This is a genomic window from Clostridioides sp. ZZV14-6153, from assembly GCF_020657855.1.
GTDB lineage: Bacteria > Bacillota > Clostridia > Peptostreptococcales > Peptostreptococcaceae > Clostridioides.
The window spans coordinates 141,383-158,478 of record NZ_JAGWCZ010000001.1; the positions used below are offsets into that span (position 1 = coordinate 141,383).

The following is a 17,096-nucleotide window of genomic DNA, read 5'->3' on the forward strand; positions in this document are numbered from 1 at the left end:
TTTTATCTCGAAAAAATCATATTAAGTATGGTATAATTAAAGAAAGAATATAACTTAATATAATTTTGGAGGACGAATTATGAAAAATCTGTGTAAAATATCAGATGAATATTTAAATAGTAAACTTAAATATTTAAAGTTATTATCAAAACAATATCCGAGCATATCGAAAGCAAGTACTGAAATAATAAATTTAGAGGCTATATTAAATCTTCCAAAGGGAACAGAACATTTTATAACAGATGTACATGGTGAATATGAGCCATTTGTACATGTTTTAAAAAATGGTTCTGGTGTAATAAAGAGAAAAATAGAAGAATTATTTTCAAATACAATAAGAGATAGTGAAAAAAAGATGCTAGCAACGCTTGTATACTATCCTGAGCAAAAACTAGACTTAATAATTAAACAAGAGGAAAATATAGATGATTTTTATAGGATAAATATCTATAGACTTATAGAGCTTTGTAAGTACGCTTCTAGCAAATACACTAGGTCAAAAGTTAGAAAACTTTTACCAGAAAATTTTAAATACATAATAGAAGAACTTTTACATGAACACATTAAAAGTGAACATAAAGAAGAATACTATAAAAGTATAGTTGAGACAATAGTTGATATAGGGATAGCTAAAGAGTTTATAATTGCAATTTCCACAGTTATACAAAAGTTAGTTGTTGACAGACTACATGTTATAGGTGATATTTATGATAGAGGTCCAAGACCAGATATAATTGTAGATAAGCTTATTGAACATCATTGTGTAGATATTCAGTGGGGAAATCATGACATACTATGGATGGGCGCAGCATCAGGTGAAAAAACTTGTATAGCAAATGCACTTAGAATTTCAGCTAGATATGCAAACCTAGATATTGTAGAAGATATATATGGGATAAATTTATTACCTTTAGCTACTTTTGCAATAGAAATGTATAAAGATGACCCATGTAAAGAATTTATTCCTAAGATTAATGACCAAAGTGTTACAACAACAGAAAAGTCTTTAATGGCAAAAATGCACAAGGCAATAAGTATAATTCAATTTAAACTTGAAGGTGAAGTGATAAAAAGAAGACCTGAGTTTGAAATGGAGCATAGGCTTTTGCTTAACATGATAAATTATGAAGAGGGAACAATTACCTTAAAAGGAAAGACATATAAACTAAAAGATACTTATTTGCCTACAATAGATAAAAAAGACCCATATAAATTGAGTATTGAAGAAAAAAATGTTATTGAAAAATTAGTGTCTTCATTTAGAGGTAGCGAAAAATTACAAAAGCATGTTTCATTTTTATTTTCTAAAGGAAGCATATATTTAAAGGCAAACTCAAATTTATTAATTCATGGATGTGTCCCATTGAATGAAGATGGAAGTTTTATGTCTATGAATATAATGGGAAAAGAGTATAAAGGTAAAATCCTTATGGATAAGATGGAATCTCTAGCAAGAGAAGGTTTTTTCTTTAAGGATAAAGCAGAAGAAAAATTATATGGTATGGATATTATGTGGTATTTGTGGACTGGAAAATGTTCATCATTATTTGGAAAAGACGATATGACTACATTTGAGAGATATTTTATAGCAGAAAAAGAAACTCATAAAGAAAATAAGAATCCATATTTTAAGCTTAGAGAAAGTGATGTTGCTTGTGAAAGAATATTTGAAGAATTTGATTTAGAACTTGATGAATCACATATAATAAATGGGCATGTTCCTGTAGAAAGTAAAAATGGAGAGAGCCCAATAAAAGCTAATGGAAAAATTCTTGTTATAGATGGTGGTTTTTCTAGAGCATATCAAAAAACTACTGGTATAGCTGGATACACTTTGATATATAATTCTAGAACTTTACAACTAGTATCACATGAACCATTTAATTCTGCTGAGGAGGCTATTGCAAATGAAAGCGATATCTTATCGACAACTGTTGTAGTAGAGCATAAGGCAAAGAGAAAAATGGTGAGAGATACTGATGAGGGTCTAAAAATACAAGAAGAAATAGAAGACTTAAAATTACTTTTAATGGCCTATAAAAAAGGGCTAATAAAAGAAATGTAAACAATAAAAAACTAAGATGACTCTATACTTGAGAGTGGTCTTAGTTTTTATTTTTATAATAATTTACTTATTAAGTGAATCCTAAACAATAGGGTTCATTTTTTTATAGATAAATATTATTAAAAAAATTATATATGTTTTGGTAATATTCCTTGTCCTTTATAAATAGAATTATATAAACAAAGGAGGAGGACAAGAAATGAATAAACTTTCAGATGAAATAATAAACTCTCTTTCTACAAACATAAGAGAGAAGGTAGAAAAAATCTCAAACAATAATCTAAACATAGAAGAAATTAGATTACGTTCACAAAAACCATTGATACTAAATGCAAACTCTAAAGATTATTTTTATAATCAAAAAACTATGGTACTTGATTTAAATCAGCACGATTCATATATAGTGACAAGGGAAGATATAGAGCAAACTTTTCAAATAATATGTAAATACTCAATACATTCATTTATGGATGATATAAAAAAAGGATTTATAACTTTGAGAGGAGGCCATAGAGTAGGGTTAGTTGGAAAAGTAATAGTAGAAGATGGACAAGTCAAAAATATAAAACACATATCATCTTTAAATATAAGAGTATCAAGAGAAGTCATAGGATGCTCAAATAAGATTTTAAGTCATATCATAAAAGGTAAAAATCAAATTAATAATACTTTGATAATATCACCACCTCAATGTGGAAAGACAACTTTAATTAGAGATATAGTAAGAAATTTAAGTAATGGTAATGAGGAATATGGATTTAAAGGATTGAAGGTAGCACTAGTAGATGAACGTAACGAGATAGCAGGGGCTTACTTAGGGATTCCACAGATGGATGTTGGAATAAGGACTGACATAATAGAGACTTGCCCAAAAGATTTGGGTATTACAATGCTTTTAAGGTCCATGTCGCCAAATGTTATCGTGACAGATGAAATTGGAAGTGAGAAAGAAATAAAGGCATTATATACAGCATTAAATGGAGGTATTGGATTAATAACTACTGTACATGGAGATTCAATGGACGATATACAAAATAGAAAAGAGCTAAACAGACTCTTAGACAAAGAATTGTTTAAAAAAGTTATAATTCTTTCTGCTAAGAAAGGTGCAGGAACAATTGAAAAAATTTATGATTTAGAAGAAAAGAGATGGTACTTTGCAAATTAAGATAATTATTATAGCACTCTTAATAGGAAGTAGTTATTTGATAGGTGAGCATATATACAAAACCTATACACGAAGACACAAACAGCTAAATGATTTAATAAGAGTTTTAGAAATATTAAGGATGGATTTATCTTTTGGGCTTTATACATTAGAAGAAATTTTTAGAAGGATAGGATGCAATAAAGACTTTTGTTTTTGGGGTTTTTTCTATCAAATCTCAGAAGAACTTCACAATGAACAAAGCAAAACTTTAGAAGAGATAATATCAGAGAATACTGAAATTTTAGTTAAAGAAACTTATCTTGGAAGTAAAGAAATTGAGGAATTAAAAAATCTAATTCTTACCTTGGGAAAAAGTGATATAGAGTCCCAACAAAGAATGATAGATTTATCTATAGAAAATCTGAAAAAACAAACCTATGAAACAAAAGAAGACATAAGTAAAAAAGGGTTACTATATAAAAAATTAGTAACATTTATAGGCATAGGTATATGTATTATATTGATCTAATATGGGGAGGTTTATTATGGAGATATCATTGATATTAAAGGTTGCAGGTGTAGGTATTCTAATATCAGTATTGAATATGATATTGGAAAAAACAGACAGAAAAGATTGGGCAGGACTTACTACTTTGGCGGGTGTAATAATCGTGTTGGGAATGGTAATAACAGAAATAAGTGATTTATTTAATACTGTAAGAACAATGTTTCAACTTTACTAAAGAGGAGGGAGTAATTTGGAAATAATGCAATTAATAGGAATTGCAATCATTTCAACTACACTCTGTTTAGTAATAAAAAAAGATAGACCAGAGATAGCAAATTTCATAGCAATAATAACTGGAGTAACAATATTATTATCAGTTATGTTTAAGCTAAATTTTATAATAGATAGCATACAAGATTTAGCTAATAAAGCTAATATTCCAACTATGTATATATCTTTAATAATAAAATTAATTGGAATAGCATATTTAATGGAATTTGCAATACAACTTTGTAAAGATTGTGGGGAAGGAAACATTGCTTCAAAACTAGAGTTTGGAGGAAAAATAATAGTTATGTCAATGTCTTTCCCTATACTTTTATCCATTGTAGAAATGGTGGTGAATATAATTCCATAGTTATTTATGTTGAAGTAGATAGCTATAGATATATTAGTTGTTATTTAAAGGATATTTTGTTGTATTGAGGTTTATAGAGTGAAGAGAGGCATGGTTGCTTATGAAAAAAAGATTTTTACCAATGATTATGGGATTTGTATTGACTTTCTTTTTTGTAAATATCTTTGCCATTATAATATTTGCTAATGAGGTTCCAAGTAGCGAAGATAAAGAATATGGTGAAGCTAAGAGTAGCATAGATAAATATATTGATGGTCAGTTAGACAAGCTAGATATAAATGAAATTCAAGATTATATAAATAAAGAAATAGTTATTAATGATGTTAATTTAAAATCGTTTGTAAAAGACTTAATTAGTGGAGAAAAAAATATTTTAGATTTATTTAATAAAGATGGACTGAAGATATTGATGTTTGATGAGTTTAAAGCAAGTTTAAAGGTAGTGGCAGTAATTTTAGTATTAGCTTTATTGTCTTCTATTTTAAAAAGTTTAGAGAATTCTTTTTCATCAGGTGCAGTTAGTCAAATAGCAACGTATATAATATTTATCACAATGGTATCGCTCACTTTAATTGGATTTAAAGATGTACTACAAATTTGCTATGATGCAATAGACCATACTGTAGGTCTTATGCAAGTCATAATGCCAATACTAATAACATTTTTACTTTTAATTGGATTTCCAATAACATCTACCACTTTAAATCCTATTTTTATAGGGGGAGTGACATTTATAAATGTGTTTTTCAAGAAATTTTTATTTGTATCAGTAACTGTTGCATTTGGAATTCTAATAATAAATAATTTATCAAAAAACATAAGGCTGAAAAGATTTTTTTCTTTTGTCAAACAAATAAATTATGTTTCTATTGGGGCTATGTTTACCGTATATTTAGGACTTGTATCTATACAAGGGTTATATGTAACTAGTTTTGATAAATTCAGTGTAAAAACTGCGAAGTTTGCTATAGGTAACTTTATACCAGTTGTGGGTGGATTTGTATCAGATTCTGTGGATATTTTACTATCTTCATCTCAACTTATAAAAAATATATTTGGTGGAATAGGACTTATCTTACTCATTGGGATTTGTTTACTTCCAGTGATAAAAATTTTATCCGTAATAGTGGTATATAAATTGGCAGCAATAATTGTAGAGCCTGTTGGAGAAGATGGAATATCAAATTTTTTAAATGAAGTCGCAAATCTAATGATAATAATGTTAGCATCAGTAATTGCTATAACAATAATGTTCTTTGTGACTGTAGCTATTTTGACCTCGATAAGTGTAGTAAGTCAAGGATAATGTATAGATTAATAAATAGTAATTACTTTTAATCTAAATGTTTTAGAGAGGAGGATGCTATGTTAGAGGGCATAAAGGCATGGATAGTTAGTATTTTAATAGGAGCATTTATAGTAAATATAGTTGATATGATTTTACCTAGTTCCAAGATAAAGCCATATGTGAACTTGGTGTTAAATTTTATATTTGTATTTATTGTAATAACTCCAGTGGTAGGATTTTTTTCAAAAGATATGAGCTTAGAAGATAGAGTTTTAAAATCTATGGGAAATTACAATAAGGAATATGTAGATAGTACAAATGCTTTAGCAGAAGAGACTGGGAATACTGGCTTGTCTAAGGGGTATGAAGATGGTTTAAAAGAAGTGCTTAAGCTAAAGCTTGATGAATATGGTTATGATTTAGAAGATATAGAGCTTAATGGTGCAAATATAAATAATATAAAAATAAAAGAAAAAAATGATATGTCAAATAGCAATAGTGATGAAGAAAATAAAAATAATAGTACTAAAGGAGATGAAGATAGCATAAACTCTAATGACAAAGAAAATTCTAAACAAGTTTTTAAAAAAGGTACAGAGTATGGACTGAATCTAAATGAAGACAAACTAAAAAATGACCTAATAAAAGTGCTTGATGTTTCTATAGAAACTATACAAATTGATAAATAGGAGTTGGAAGAATGTTTAAAAACTTAAACGACAAAGATAAGAGAAAGGTATATTCACTAATAACTATAGCTGGAATATGTGTAGTGTCATTAGTACTATTATCTTGTTTTCCAAGTAGCAAAACTGATAAAAAAGTTGGAAAAACAGATGCTGACAAAAAGACTGAAAAACAAGTTGCTAAGGAACATGAAAAAGACGATTTAGAATCAAAATTAACAACAATACTATCTAAAATTGATGGAGCAGGAGATGTTGATGTAATGATTACATTTGAGTCAAGTGAAGAAATACAACCTGCTTTTAATTCAAATCAAACAACAGAAACAACAGAAGAGAAAGATGCACAAGGTGGAGAAAGAACAGTTACAACTTCAAGTGAAAATAAAACAATGATAACTTCAAATTCAAGTGACCCTGTAGTTATAAAAACTACAGAGCCAAAGATAAAAGGAGTGATAGTAGTAGCAAGTGGAGCTAGTAATCCAAATGTCAAAGAAACACTTTATAGTGCAGTTCAAACATCATTACAAGTAGCAGGTCATCAAGTAGAAATATATTCTAAATAAATACATATAACCGGGGGGATAAATGAATGAAGTTTAATTATAAGGGAAGAGGATTTGTAATAATAACTTTAACTGCAATGTTAGTAATAGTAGGAACAGTAAATTATCAACTTAGCAAGAAATCTTTACTAGAAACATCAAAAGAATTTAAAGCATACGAAGAAGCTCAATTACAGAAAAATACTACTGATGATAGTGATAGTAGCAACAAAGAAGATTCAGATGCAACAAATAAACAAGATAGCAAAGAGAGTGCTGACATTGATATAGTTGATAGTAAGGCTAGTAAGGTGAAGGAAAAAGTAACTGAAACAAGTAAGGAAATAAAAGCTCAATTATCATCTGAAAAGAATATGAAAAAAGCATCTTATATTTTAGATATGAAAATGAATAGAGAAAAACAAAGAAATGAATTAGTTCAGGATTTAAATGAAATGATAAATAATCCATCTACAACAGAGGAATCTAGAAAAGAAGCTTCTAATATGAAATTAAATATAGTTAAAACTCAAGAAAAGGAACTTCAAATAGAAAATCTTTTGAGTACAAAAGGATATGAAGAAGCATTAGTTTATATAAGTGATAGCAAAGTCAATGTTGTTGTAAATGAAGCTAAGTTAGATAAGAAAGATGCAGCAAAAATATTTGATTTGGTTGCAGAACAAGCTAATGTAAAGTATGAAAATATTAAACTTACAAATAATAATACTAAGTAAATTATAAACCTCAGAATTAACTGAGGTTATTTTCTTGCAAAGTAGAGTTGTATTTGGTATTATTATACTTATAAAAATAGTTCCTTAAAATCAGGAGGTAAGTTTTAATATGGAAGATAATAAATTTGGACAAGTAAAAATATCTAATGATGTAATAGCTACAATAGCTGGTTTAGCAGCATTAGAAGTTGAGGGCATAGAAACTACAGCAACATTAACAGATAAGTTGTTAAAAAATAATGGAGTAAAAATACAAATAGAGGAAGAGGATGTTAATTTAGACGTAATGGTTATGATAAAATATGGCATGTCAATACCAGATACAGCTTTTAAAGTTCAAGAAAATGTAAAAAATACTGTTGAGACAATGACAGGACTGAAGGTTTCTCAAGTAAATATACACATTCAAGGAATCAGCTTTAAGAAAGATAAAGTTGATAAAGAAGAAGTAAAAGCAACTAAGAAAAATTAATATTAGCCCTCTGAAAAGTCAGAGGGTTTTTTGTTGGCATTTGATTTTATATAGATAATTAAACTTAAAGGAGAATTTTAATTGATGAAAAAAGATAGGGCACAAAAAAGTACAACAAGGGAATATATAATGAAACTTATATACCAAATAAATATTAATAAAGAGGAATTTGAAGGTTTAGACGATAAAGTAGATTCTTTCTTAAAAGATAATTCAGAACATATTATAAATAGATATGAAGAACTTACACTTAAGTACTCAAATAATGCAAAATTAAAATTAGAAGATACTAAACTTGAAGATATAATAGATAGAGAATATATAAATACAGTATGTAAAGCACTAAGAGAGAATCATGATAAGATAGATGAATTAATAAATAAGCATGCTAAAAATTGGACAGTAGATAGAATGCCAAAGGTAGATGTGTCTATACTTAGATTATCAGTGTGTGAAATAGTTTATTTAGACACTCCTAATAAAGTATCAATAAATGAAGCTGTGGAACTTGCAAAGATATATTGTGATGATAAATCACCTAAATTTATAAATGGAATATTAGGAAGTGTTGTTGATGAAATTGGACAATAATATAATAATTGGAATTGATACTAGCTGCTATACTACTTCTATAGCAGCTATCTCTTTAGAGAAGAAAGTTATTTTTAATGAAAAAATAATGCTAGAAGTAAAGGCAAATTCAAAAGGATTGAGGCAGAGTGAAGCTGTGTTTCAACACGTAAATAATTTAGGATTACTTAGTGATAGGATAAAATCATTTGGGGATAAATTTGTCATAGAAGGAGTTTGTTCATCTATTAAGCCTAGACCAGTTGAAAGTTCATACATGCCTGTATTTAATGTTGGGTACAATTTTGGAAAGTTACTGTCAAGTATACATGGATGTAAATTTTATGAAACTACTCATCAGGAAAATCATATTGAGGCTAGTTTATTAAATAGTAAATTGAAAAATAATAACAAATTTATTTCTGTTCATATGTCAGGTGGTACAACAGAGATACTTTTGATAACTAAGCATGATAATAATTATGATACAAATGACAAAGATTTAGATGTAATAACTAAAATAAGTAATAAAATAAATTTAGATGCAATAGCTAAAATAAATACTAAAAAAGATGGTAAAAGTAAGTTATACAATAATTTTGGATATAATATAAATATAATTGGAGGAAGTAAAGATATTAGCTTTGGACAACTTATAGACAGAATAGGTGTCAAGTTAGGATATAAATTCCCTTCAGGAAAATATCTAGATGAAAATGCTTTAAATTGTAATCTAAAAATAGAAAGTGGTCTAAAAACTTCTGTAAGAGATGGATATATGAATTTATCTGGATTAGAAAATCAGGTGAATAAAATTATAGATGACAATAGAGATGATATTAATAAAGATAAAAAAGAATATATATCTAAATTAGTGATGGATTCAATAGTTAGAAACATGTTTAAATCTTTAATATATTTGTGTGAAGCTTACAATGTAGAAGAAGTAGTTTTTGCAGGTGGAGTTTCTGCAAGTAAGTATATCCTTAAAGAATTAAGTTTAAAACTAAGGGGAAATTGTATAAAAGCTCATTTTACAGAGCCACAATATTCAACTGATAATGCTGTTGGGTGTGCTATAATAGGATTGAATAACTTTTTAGGAGAAAAAATATGAAACTAAGAGCTTTAGATATAAGCGAAGCAAATTCATATATTAAAAGAATTTTAATAAATGACCCAATACTTTCTAATCTTAAAGTCAAGGGAGAAATTTCTAATTTTAAAATACATAGTAGTGGAAATGTTTATTTATCATTAAAGGATGAAACTTCAAAGCTAAACTGTGTAATTTTTAAAAGTAATTTTAATCGTAATCTAAAATTAGACAATGGAGTAAAGGTTGTAGCTAGTGGATATATATCAGTCTATGAAAGAGATGGTGCATATCAATTATATATTAACGAAATTGAAATAGAGGGAATTGGGAATTTACACATAGAATTTAACAAATTAAAAGAAAAACTTAATAAGGAAGGTTTGTTTGATTCTAAATACAAAATACCTATACCTAGAATGCCGAATTCAATTGGAGTTATAACATCTCCAACAGGAGCTGTTATAAGAGATATAATAAATGTAATAAAAAGAAGATATCCAAAAGTCAATATAAAGCTTTATCCAGTAACTGTTCAAGGAGATAAGTCAGCAGAAGAAATATGTGAAGCAATTAGATTTTTTAATCATATGAAGAATGTGGATACAGTTATAGTTGGTAGAGGCGGGGGTTCAATAGAAGAACTTTGGTCTTTTAATGATGAAATGGTAGCAAGAGAAGTTTTTAACTCTCAAATTCCAGTAATATCAGCAGTTGGGCATGAAACTGATTTTACTATTTGTGATTTTGTATCTGACATGAGAGCTCCAACACCATCAGCAGCGGCTGAGATTGCAACTCCATCATTAGAGGATATAAAATATAAACTTGGGAATATAAAAAGCAGACTGAACAAGTCTCTTATAAACCAAGTTGAATTAGACCAATACAAGTTAGAATCAGTGTTTAATAAAATAAATAACTATTTAGATTCTTACACAATAAAAGATAAAGTTATACAATTAGATAAAATATATGATAAAATAATTTTTGGAATAGAAAATAGTTTAAAATTAGAAGATGAAAAATTAATAAAGGTTGGAGCATTACTTCATAACCTAAGTCCATTAGCTACTATGGACAGAGGTTATAGTATAGTTCAAAAAAACGGAAAAGTAATAAATAGTATAAAAAGATTGAAAACTGAAGATAACATAGATATAGTATTAAAAGATGGAACTTTAGAATGTATAATAGATAAAATTGAAAATAAAGAGGTATAATATGAACTTAACCTATGAAGAAGCTTACAAAAGATTGGAGAGCATTTTAAATGAGCTAGAATCTAAAAATGCTAGCTTAGATGAATCTTTAAGCTTATATGAAGAAGGAATTAGTCTTTATAAACATTGTAATAAGCTTTTGGATGATGCCAAATTAAAAATAAGTAAATTTAATCAATTAGGAATAGAAGAGGATTTTAGAATAGAGGAGGAATAAAAGTGGAATTTAAACAACATTTAAAAGAAAAAGCAAGTTTTATAGAAGATGTACTTAAAGAATATATGCCAAAAGAAGAAGGTTATCAAAAAACTGTTATTGAGGCTATGAACTACAGCTTGAGCGCTGGAGGTAAGAGATTAAGACCAATACTTACATTAGAAGCCTGTAAGGTAGTTGGAGGAAATGAAGAAGAAGCTATACCTTTTGCTATTGCAATTGAAATGATACATACATACTCACTTATACATGACGACTTACCAGCTCTTGACAATGATGATTTAAGAAGAGGAAGACCAACAAATCATAAGGTATATGGAGAAGCAATGGGAATTTTAGCAGGAGATGCTTTACTGAACTATGCTTTTGAAGTTATGCTTGCAGGTTCAATAAATAAAGAAAATCCAGAAAAATATCTAAAAGCTATAAATGAAATTGCTAAAGGTGCTGGAATATATGGAATGATAGGCGGGCAAGTAGTAGATGTAGAAAGTGAAAATAAACAAATTGAAAAAGAAAAATTAGATTATATACATATGAATAAAACTGCGGCAATGATGGTTGGATGTATGAGAGCAGGAGCAACTATAGGTGGAGCAAATTCAGAACAAATGGAAGAAATAACTAAATATGCAAAAAATATCGGATTATCATTCCAGATAGTAGATGATATACTAGATATAGTAGGAGATGAAGCAAAATTAGGGAAAAAAGTTGGAAGTGATATAGAGAATCATAAATCAACATACCCATCTCTTTTAGGATTAGATAAATCTAAAGAAATTGCACATAATTTAATAGATGAGGCAAAGAAGAGTATAGAAAAATTATCTGACAATGTAGATTTTTTAAAGGGATTGGCTGAATATATAGTAGATAGAGAATATTAAAATATACAGCTAAAATCGAGGAGGGAAAAATGGACTTTTTTTCGGAGATTTTTAACAATGGGGCTTTGGGAATAAGTCTTATTGCTTGTTTCTTAGCACAATTCATAAAGATATTTACTGGGAAGGGAAAGAAAATTGAGTTTTCAAGAATACTCATTTCAGGAGGTATGCCTAGTTCTCATAGTTCTTTTGTTACAAGTTTAGCTACAGTGGTAGGTATTGAAAAAGGGTTTAATTCTACTGATTTTGCTATAATTACTGTGCTTGCACTGATTATAATGTATGATGCAGCAGGTGTTAGACGTGCTGTTGGTAAACAAGCTACTATATTGAATCAGATGGTAGCAGACCTTCAACATGGAAAGCATATAGAACAGAAGAAATTAAAAGAATTAATAGGTCACACACCACTAGAGGTTTGGTTTGGAGCTTTACTTGGTATAGTAACAGCTTTAATATTGATGTAAATTTAAAATTTACAAAATAAAAGGTGAGGATAATATGTATAAATATTTAGATAAAGTAGATTCTCCAAAAGATATAAAAAATATGAGCATAGAAGAAATGGATTTACTTGCAAAGGATATAAGAAAATTTTTAGTAAAATCTGTTTCCAAGACAGGAGGACACTTAGCTTCTAACTTAGGTGTAGTTGAGTTAACATTAGCACTTCATAAAGTGTTTGACAGCCCTAAAGATAAAATCGTATGGGATGTAGGACATCAGTCTTATGTTCACAAAATGGTTACTGGAAGAAAAGATTGTTTTGTATCCTTAAGACAATTCAATGGACTAAGTGGTTTTCCAAAGGAGAGTGAAAGTCCTCATGATATTTTCGACACAGGACATAGCAGTACATCTATTTCTGTGGCAACAGGTATTGCCTGTGCTAGAGATATAAAAAAAGAAAACTATAGTGTTATATCTGTAATTGGAGATGGTTCTATAACTGGAGGTATGGCGCTTGAAGCTTTAAATCAATTGGGATATATAAATACTAATATGATAGTAATTCTTAATGATAATGAGATGTCCATAGATAAAAATGTTGGTGGAATGTCTAAATATCTATCAAGTATTATAAGAAATTCAACAGTTGTTAAAATGACAGATGAAGTTGATAAAATTTTAAATGTTACATCGACAGGTGAAATTTTATCTAAGACTGCACATAGATTTAAGGATAAATTAATATATAGTTTTTCTCCTCAAGATTGTTCATTTTTTGATTCATTAGGTATAAAATATTATGGTCCTATAGATGGTCATAATACTAAAGAATTAATAGAAACACTTAGAAAAGCTAAACATAAAAAAGGACCTGTACTTTTACATGTTATTACAAAAAAAGGAAAAGGATATAAATTTGCAGAGGAACAACCTGATAAATATCATGGAGTATCAAAGTTTGATATAAAGACAGGCGTAACATCTTCTAAAGTTAAGTCTATGTCAACCAGTGTTGGTGAAAAATTAGTTGAGATGGCTAGCAAAAACAAAGAAATAGTAGCAATAACAGCTGCAATGCCATCTGGGACAGGATTAAACTTATTTGAAAGTGCTTACCCGAAAAGATATTATGATGTTGGTATAGCTGAACAACATGCAACAGGGTTTGCGGCAGGTCTTGCAAAAAATGGTATGAAGCCTTATTTTGCTGTATATTCGTCATTTTTGCAAAGAGCATATGACCAAGTTATTCATGATGTATGTATAACAAAAAAACCAGTTACTTTTCTTATAGATAGAGCTGGCCTAGTTGGAAATGATGGTGAAACTCATCATGGTATGTTTGATTTAAGTTACTTAAATTCTATTCCAAATATTGTAGTAATGGCTCCAAAAGATACAAGAGAAATGGAACTTATGATGGATTTATCATTAAAATTGGATTCTCCATTGGCAATTAGATATCCAAGAGGAAATAGTTACTATCTAAATAAAGGAGAATACAAAGAAATTAAGTTAGGTAAATATGAGATATTAGATGATGGACAAGATACAGTCATACTTTCTATTGGAAATATGGTGAAACATGCTCTAGAAGCTAAAGAAATATTATTAGAAGAAGGTATAAATCCAACAATAGTTAATGCTAGATTTTTAAAGCCAATGGATGAAGAGCTGTTGCATGCTTTATTTAAGAATCATAAAAATGTAGTTACAGTAGAAGATAATGTTATTACTGGTGGGTTTGGAAGTAGAATAAGTAGATTTATTATAGATAATGGATATAAAGTAAATATACTTAATATAGCAATACCAGAAGAGTTTATAAAACATGGCAATGCAGATGAACTATATAATTTTGTAGGATTATCGCCAAAGTGCATTGCTGATAAAATAAGAAAGTTAGTATAAATAATATTGATTCAATTTAATATAAAATTTAAAATTTGTCACTTAGAATAAATATCGAGTGTGTTACTTTAAGCTACTTTAGTCAATATTAAAGTAGCTTTTAACAGAAAGGTAATTTTATGAAGAAAAGAATAGATTTATTGTTAGTAGAGCAAGGACATTTTGAGAGTAGAGAAAGAGCTAAAAAAGCAATAATGGCTGGGCTAGTTTTTGTTGATAATCAAAGATGTGATAAGGCAGGTACAGAAGTAAAAGAGGAGTGTGCTATAGAAGTAAAAGGAAATCCAATACCATATGTTAGTAGGGGTGGGCTAAAGCTTGAAAAAGCAATGAAAAACTTCGACTTAACTATTGATGGAAAAGTGTGTATGGATATAGGAGCATCTACAGGTGGTTTTACAGACTGTATGCTAAAAAATGGAGCTATAAAAGTATTTTCCATTGATGTTGGTTATGGTCAGCTTGCGTGGAAATTGAGACAAGATGATAGAGTTGTTTGTATGGAAAGAACAAACATAAGGAATGTAACAATAGAAAATACAAAACAATTTGCAGATTTTGCATCAATTGATGTATCTTTTATATCATTGAAACTAGTACTTCCAAAAGCAAAAGAATTAGTTATTCATAATGGAGAAATTGTAGCCTTGATAAAACCTCAATTTGAAGCAGGAAGAGAAAAGGTAGGCAAGAAAGGTGTAGTTAGAGAAAAATCTACACATATAGAAGTTATAAAAATGATTTCTGATTTTTCAGTACAAAATGGATTTGAAATTTTAGGGTTGGATTTTTCTCCAATTAAGGGTCCAGAAGGAAATATAGAATATTTAATTCATTTAAAAAATGGAAATGAAGGATATGAATTTGATAGTGATATGTATGACAAAAAAATAGTAGAAGTTGTTGAGGCTTCTCATAATTTAGAGAAATAGAATAAAAGGGGGCTTAGACTTGATCCTCGAATTATATATGAAAAATTGTGCCTTAGTTGAAGAACTAAGGCTGGGTATTGATAAAAACTTAAATATACTTACAGGTGAAACTGGTTCAGGAAAATCTATAATAATAGATGCACTTGGGCTTTGTCTAGGTGAGAAATATGATAGGTCTTTTCTAAGAAAAGGTACAGATAAGGGACTTGTTGAAGCTATATTTTTCTCAGATAACGTATATCTAAAAAAAGTATTAGATGAAAATGATATAAGTATAGAAGATGATAATTTATTGGTTATAACTAGATTGATATATTCAGATGGGAAAAGTACTGCTAGAGTAAATGGAAGGACTGTTAAAGTATCTTTTCTAAAGGAAATTGCATCTACACTTATAGATATACATGGTCAACATCAAAATCAAGCTTTATTCAATAAGGATACACACTTAAAATTTCTAGACTTATTTGGAGAAAATGAACTAGATAAGTTTAAAGCTGATTATAGAAAAGTGTATTACAAATATAGTGAAGTAAAAAGAGCTTTGAATTCTTTAACAGAAAATAAGGATGATATGCAGATTCAACGAGAAATAGATTTATTAAGATTTCAAATAAATGAAATTGAGGCTGCAAATTTAAATAAAAATGAATATGAAGATTTATTAAAGCAAAGAGATGTGTATAGAAATAGTGAAAAGATATATAATAATTTAAACTTAAGTTATAGTAAATTACATAATGGTGAGTATAATGTCATTGACTTGATAGGTATTGCATCTAAAGAGCTTAATGATATATCTAAATATGACAGTGTTTTAAGTGAATACAGTGAAACTATAGAAAGAATAATGTATGAACTACAAGATATATCTAGTGATATAAGAAATTACAAAGATAATATAGATTTTGAGCCTTATGAATTGGAACAGATTGAACTTAGAATTGATGAGATTAATAACTTAAGAAGAAAATATGGAGATAGTATAGAAGCTATATTTGAATATTATGAAAAGACAAAAGATAGATTGGATGAGATATTAAATAGAGATGAAAGAGTTGAACAACTAAAAAATCAATTAATAAAAATAGAAGAAGAGCTAAAAATAAAAGCCATCAAATTGACTAAAGCAAGAAATAAAGTGGCAATTCAATTAGAGGAAATACTTCTTGATGAATTAAAAAGTTTAAATATGAAAAATGTAATGTTCAAAGTTAATTTTGAAGAAAGTTCATTTACCCTAAATGGAATAGATGATATTGAGTTTATGATATCTTTCAATTTAGGGGAAGATATCAAACCTATATATAAAGTTGCATCAGGTGGTGAAATGTCTAGATTTATGTTGGCATTTAAGACTATATTGGCTGATATAGATGATATAGATACTTTAGTGTTTGATGAAATAGATACAGGGATAAGTGGTATAGCTGCACAAATTGTTGGTGAGAAATTGAGTGATATAGCAAAGAAAAAACAAATAATATGTATAACTCATTTACCTCAAATTGCTGCAAATGCAGATACTCATTATTGTATAGAAAAAGATACTTCAAATAATAGAACATTTACAAATGTCAAGAAATTAAATCAATCTCAAAGAAAAAATGAAATTGCAAGACTTATAGCAGGTAATAATATAACAGAAAAAACTATAGAACATGCAAGCGAAATTATTGAAATGGCCAAAAAATGTTAGTGAAAAAGTTTATTTTA

19 protein-coding genes are annotated in these 17,096 nt (G+C 28.4%); all 19 read left to right on the forward strand.

Annotated features, from left to right (window positions below; genetic code table 11):
* Positions 1-79: 79 nt before the first annotated feature.
* The 19 genes from KGF46_RS00660 to recN all read left to right on the forward strand — a co-directional run bounded on the left by KGF46_RS00660 (position 80) and on the right by recN (position 17,079).
* Complete coding sequence (locus KGF46_RS00660; RefSeq protein ID WP_227827104.1) at positions 80-2,065, forward strand: fructose-1,6-bisphosphatase; 1,986 nt, start codon at positions 80-82, stop codon at positions 2,063-2,065.
* A 199-nt stretch (positions 2,066-2,264) separates the two neighbouring features.
* The gene (spoIIIAA, locus tag KGF46_RS00665; RefSeq protein WP_227827105.1) at positions 2,265-3,233 is read left to right on the forward strand and encodes a stage III sporulation protein AA; all 969 of its coding nucleotides are present in this window, start codon (positions 2,265-2,267) and stop codon (positions 3,231-3,233) included.
* Positions 3,223-3,744, forward strand: coding sequence for a stage III sporulation protein AB (locus KGF46_RS00670; RefSeq protein WP_227827106.1), 522 nt, complete (start codon positions 3,223-3,225; stop codon positions 3,742-3,744). Before spoIIIAA ends, KGF46_RS00670 begins: the two co-directional genes overlap by 11 nt.
* Positions 3,745-3,760: 16 nt before the next feature.
* The gene (spoIIIAC, locus tag KGF46_RS00675) at positions 3,761-3,958 is read left to right on the forward strand and encodes a stage III sporulation protein AC (protein ID WP_009888937.1); all 198 of its coding nucleotides are present in this window, start codon (positions 3,761-3,763) and stop codon (positions 3,956-3,958) included.
* A 24-nt stretch (positions 3,959-3,982) separates the two neighbouring features.
* Positions 3,983-4,360, forward strand: coding sequence for a stage III sporulation protein AD (spoIIIAD, locus tag KGF46_RS00680; RefSeq protein WP_227434329.1), 378 nt, complete (start codon positions 3,983-3,985; stop codon positions 4,358-4,360).
* Between the two features lie 100 nt (positions 4,361-4,460).
* A complete protein-coding gene (gene spoIIIAE / locus KGF46_RS00685; RefSeq protein ID WP_227434117.1) occupies positions 4,461-5,666 on the forward strand; it encodes a stage III sporulation protein AE in 1,206 nt (401 codons plus the stop codon).
* Between the two features lie 59 nt (positions 5,667-5,725).
* Positions 5,726-6,337, forward strand: coding sequence for a stage III sporulation protein AF (locus KGF46_RS00690; protein WP_227827108.1), 612 nt, complete (start codon positions 5,726-5,728; stop codon positions 6,335-6,337).
* A gap of 11 nt (positions 6,338-6,348) precedes the next feature.
* A complete protein-coding gene (locus KGF46_RS00695) occupies positions 6,349-6,903 on the forward strand; it encodes a stage III sporulation protein AG (RefSeq protein WP_227827109.1) in 555 nt (184 codons plus the stop codon).
* 26 nt (positions 6,904-6,929) lie between these two features.
* Complete coding sequence (locus KGF46_RS00700) at positions 6,930-7,619, forward strand: SpoIIIAH-like family protein (RefSeq protein ID WP_227827110.1); 690 nt, start codon at positions 6,930-6,932, stop codon at positions 7,617-7,619.
* 109 nt (positions 7,620-7,728) lie between these two features.
* Positions 7,729-8,091, forward strand: coding sequence for an Asp23/Gls24 family envelope stress response protein (locus KGF46_RS00705; protein ID WP_227434121.1), 363 nt, complete (start codon positions 7,729-7,731; stop codon positions 8,089-8,091).
* An 84-nt stretch (positions 8,092-8,175) separates the two neighbouring features.
* Positions 8,176-8,682 (forward strand): transcription antitermination factor NusB, encoded by a 507-nt coding sequence (nusB, locus tag KGF46_RS00710; RefSeq protein WP_227827111.1) that lies wholly within the window; start codon positions 8,176-8,178, stop codon positions 8,680-8,682.
* Positions 8,666-9,778: an O-sialoglycoprotein endopeptidase gene (locus tag KGF46_RS00715; protein WP_227861749.1), complete on the forward strand. Its 1,113-nt coding sequence runs from the start codon at positions 8,666-8,668 to the stop codon at positions 9,776-9,778. The genes nusB and KGF46_RS00715 overlap by 17 nt, the downstream gene beginning before the upstream one ends.
* Positions 9,775-10,980 (forward strand): exodeoxyribonuclease VII large subunit, encoded by a 1,206-nt coding sequence (gene xseA, locus KGF46_RS00720; RefSeq protein ID WP_227841980.1) that lies wholly within the window; start codon positions 9,775-9,777, stop codon positions 10,978-10,980. The genes KGF46_RS00715 and xseA overlap by 4 nt, the downstream gene beginning before the upstream one ends.
* A 1-nt stretch (position 10,981) precedes the next feature.
* On the forward strand, positions 10,982-11,197 hold the full coding sequence (xseB, locus tag KGF46_RS00725; RefSeq protein WP_227434125.1) for an exodeoxyribonuclease VII small subunit: 216 nt from the start codon (positions 10,982-10,984) through the stop codon (positions 11,195-11,197).
* Between the two features lie 2 nt (positions 11,198-11,199).
* Complete coding sequence (locus KGF46_RS00730; RefSeq protein WP_227827114.1) at positions 11,200-12,087, forward strand: polyprenyl synthetase family protein; 888 nt, start codon at positions 11,200-11,202, stop codon at positions 12,085-12,087.
* A gap of 29 nt (positions 12,088-12,116) precedes the next feature.
* A complete protein-coding gene (locus tag KGF46_RS00735) occupies positions 12,117-12,554 on the forward strand; it encodes a divergent PAP2 family protein (RefSeq protein WP_227827115.1) in 438 nt (145 codons plus the stop codon).
* Positions 12,555-12,588: 34 nt separating this feature from the next.
* Positions 12,589-14,448 carry a 1-deoxy-D-xylulose-5-phosphate synthase gene (gene dxs / locus KGF46_RS00740; protein WP_227841979.1) on the forward strand — a complete coding sequence of 620 codons (1,860 nt, stop codon included), beginning with the start codon at positions 12,589-12,591 and terminating at the stop codon, positions 14,446-14,448.
* Between the two features lie 119 nt (positions 14,449-14,567).
* Complete coding sequence (locus tag KGF46_RS00745) at positions 14,568-15,380, forward strand: TlyA family RNA methyltransferase (protein WP_227827117.1); 813 nt, start codon at positions 14,568-14,570, stop codon at positions 15,378-15,380.
* A gap of 19 nt (positions 15,381-15,399) precedes the next feature.
* Positions 15,400-17,079, forward strand: coding sequence for a DNA repair protein RecN (gene recN / locus KGF46_RS00750; protein ID WP_227850148.1), 1,680 nt, complete (start codon positions 15,400-15,402; stop codon positions 17,077-17,079).
* The last annotated feature ends 17 nt before the right edge of the window (positions 17,080-17,096 follow it).